At 57.9% G+C, this 2,903-nt stretch carries 2 protein-coding genes; both read right to left on the bottom strand.

Annotation, left to right across the window (positions count from 1 at the left end):
* Positions 1–1,075 (bottom strand): ABC transporter substrate-binding protein (locus tag WCJ41_RS21135; RefSeq protein WP_336907813.1); only part of this gene is annotated, 1,075 nt, incomplete at its 3' end.
* 118 nt (positions 1,076–1,193) lie between these two features.
* Positions 1,194–2,165 carry a LysR substrate-binding domain-containing protein gene (locus WCJ41_RS21130; RefSeq protein WP_336907812.1) on the bottom strand — a complete coding sequence of 324 codons (972 nt, stop codon included), beginning with the start codon at positions 2,163–2,165 and terminating at the stop codon, positions 1,194–1,196.
* Between the last annotated feature and the right edge of the window lie 738 nt (positions 2,166–2,903).

The following is a 2,903-nucleotide window of genomic DNA, read 5'->3' as shown; positions in this document are numbered from 1 at the left end:
CGCTCACCTTGGCCGGGTCGAACTGGTGCAACGGTTCGGGCTGAACGGCATAGCGGAGCGTGGGGGAAACGGGGTTGTCGTTGCCGATCGTGCCGTATCCTGCCGCGATCTTGTCGGCAATGTCATTGCGGTCGATTGCATACTTGATCGCATTGCGGACGTTGGGGTCGTTGAAGGGCGGCACCGTCACGTTCATGACAGCGATGTAATGCGCAGCACCCGTCACGTTGTCGATCTCGATGTTTGGATCGGCCGAGAGGTGCTTGAGCGTCTTCAGGTCGCACCGGTCCATATAGTCGATCTCGCCAGTGAGCAGCGCGTTGGTGCGCGCCGTGACGTCATGGATCACCGTGATGCGGGCTTCGTCAAGATAAGGCCGCCCATTCTTGTGGTAGTCCTTGAAGCGCTTGCCACTCATGCTCTGGCCAGGCTCGAACTTGTCGAGCACGAAGGGGCCGGCGGAGACACCCTTTTCCCACTCGATCCCGCCGGTTGAGGTAGCGGGGAAAATCGGCAGGTGATAGTCGGACGTGATGTAGGAGAAATCCGCGTTCCCAGATTTCAGCGTGAATACAATGGTCTCCGACCCGTCGGCCTTGATGTCTGCGATTTGCTCGAGCGCCGACTTGATGGGAGATTTTGACTGTTCACCGCGATGATGATTATAAGATGCCACCACGTCGTCTGCCGATACGGTGCGGCCATTATGGAAGGTGACGCCGCGCTTGAGTTTGAACACCCACCTCTTGGCGCCCTCCGATGCCTCGAAGGACTCGGCAAGGCTGGGCTGCACCACGTTCTTAGAGTCAATCTCTGTGAGCGTCGCGCCGAAGATCAGCGTGCCCATGATGTTTGACCAGGTCGCTGGGTCGAGGCTGTCCTGCGTGGCCCCGTAGCTCAGGCCGAAATGCATAGAGCCTCCACTCTTAGGTTCAGCCTGCGCCCGGGAGGTGAATATTGCGTCCGCTACGCCGATGCTGACCCCCGAAATAAGCGCGAGCTGCATGAACTCCCGCTTTGTCATGCTCGGCCGCAGCAGTTTCTGGGCGATCAGGCCCTGTTGGTGACGATCCATTTCGACTCCTCCTGAAATATTGTTCTTTTGGGCGGACCCCAAAGGCCCCTTACCCAATTCTTATGGAGAGTTCTGTCGGGGAGGAACCAAAAAAGGCTAAACACGGGTTGAACCAGATTCAACCAGCGATGCGAAGGTTCAATGCAGAGAGGGGCGGTCGCGTGCCGGCTGTTCCCGCTGCCTCGGTGACCAGCCAGTCGCTAAAGTTTTCTGCCACCTTATCCTGGAGCAGGAGCGATGACGTGACGAGGTAGTAGCAGCAGCCGTCGGCAAATGTCTTGCTGCTGGCGCGCCGCAGCTTGCCCGCGCCGATGGCATCGTTGACGAAGGGCGTACGCCCCATGGCGACGCCTAGACCCTCGGTCGCCGCTTCTAGGGCAAGTGCTCGATTGTCCACGGATATCAACCTCTCGGGGCGCCGGCCGCGAAACTCGCTGAAGCGGAACCAACCGTTCCACTCCTCAGGCATCGTCTGGCAGACGATCAGTGTTCCCTTCGATAGGTCATTGTCCGGGTCGGCTGCCTCAAAAGCATATTTGTCCAACTGGTCCGGGGCGCAGACTGGGAAAACGGCTTCATCAAAAAGCCGGATGGCGCCTGGCGGCGCGCCCCCGCCATAACCGATCCTAACATCAACCATTTCGGCATCAGACGAGTGTGGCGCAAGCGATGTCACCATGCGGATATCAACGGACGGAACGAGCCGGTTGAACTTGCCGAGGCGTGGCAGCAGCCAGAGCCCGGCCATCGACGGAGAGAGCCAGATTGACAGCACGCGCCTTGGCCCCGCCTCGACCTTGGCAGTGGCGAGTGATATCGAGTCGAGTGCCCGCGTCAGTTCCTGCGCATACTGGTTTCCGCTCTCAGTCAGGCGCAGGCCGGAATGGTTCCGCAGGAACAGCGGAATACCCACGTAGTTCTCAAGCGACTTGAGCTGATGGCTGAGGGCTGAAACGCTCAGATGAAGCTCCTGTGCGGCGACCCTGAGATTGCCCGAACGCGCGACCACCTCGAAGGCACGAATGGCAGCAAAAGGCGGAAGCCGACGCGCCACTATTGAGCGGTCCCAGTCAACGACCGAAAGGAGCATATAGCTCGATGGTCCATCCGACAAACTGCCGCATGGTAAGCAGAACGCCGCTCGAATTCAGGTGTTTCCAATCGTCTCCGGAACATCTTAGAAGTCGCAATAGTCGGGACTAAATGATCGCCCAGCGCTCGGTAAGCCGGTTGATCAAAACACTCGCGTTTTTCGAACGTCCCAAGCCCCAAGTCAACAGATCTAGGGACCAGCTCCTCAGGCCGCCACCGCGAGGTGAAAATTCGAAATGCGATGGCAACAGCTTGTGGTTGAAGAACTCTGACATCTCTCAAACGCATCAATTTCGAGACGACCATCGTACCAAACAACCAGTTTAAACGCATGAGCTCGTGGGAAGTCATACCTTTCCGACCGCCGCCGCCCTCCGCCCTCCGCCCGCAAATGGTCCACGAGCGTAAGGAAAGCGGCACAAACCCTATGCAACTCTGGTTCAAGATCGGACCCGGCATTCTCCGAAACGGCCCTATAGCCCGATGACCGATCTCATCACCAGGATTGAAGCGCCGCCGCCACACGCCCTCTCCATCGGTCACAATGATTGCGTCCATCTTTCCATAATTGTCTATCCGCTCAGCCTCCGCGGCTGCGCCATCGAAGATTGCAGGGAACTCGCTCGAGATTGACAAACGAAATTCCACTCCATGAGATCAGTCGTGCTCGGTATCAGGTCGTCTCCCAAGTTCCAGGAGGACAGTAGTTCAGCTATCCAGTTTATAACATGTATCA

It is taken from the genome of Aestuariivirga sp. (genome assembly GCF_037139295.1).
Taxonomy (GTDB): domain Bacteria; phylum Pseudomonadota; class Alphaproteobacteria; order Rhizobiales; family Aestuariivirgaceae; genus Aestuariivirga.
This window is presented reverse-complemented; position numbering and strand designations above follow the sequence as displayed.

Excerpts from the sequence above, each read along its gene's own strand:
- WCJ41_RS21130 (WP_336907812.1), bottom strand. The coding sequence starts at position 2,165 with ATGCTCCTTTCGGTCGTTGACTGGGACCGCTCAATAGTGGCGCGTCGG.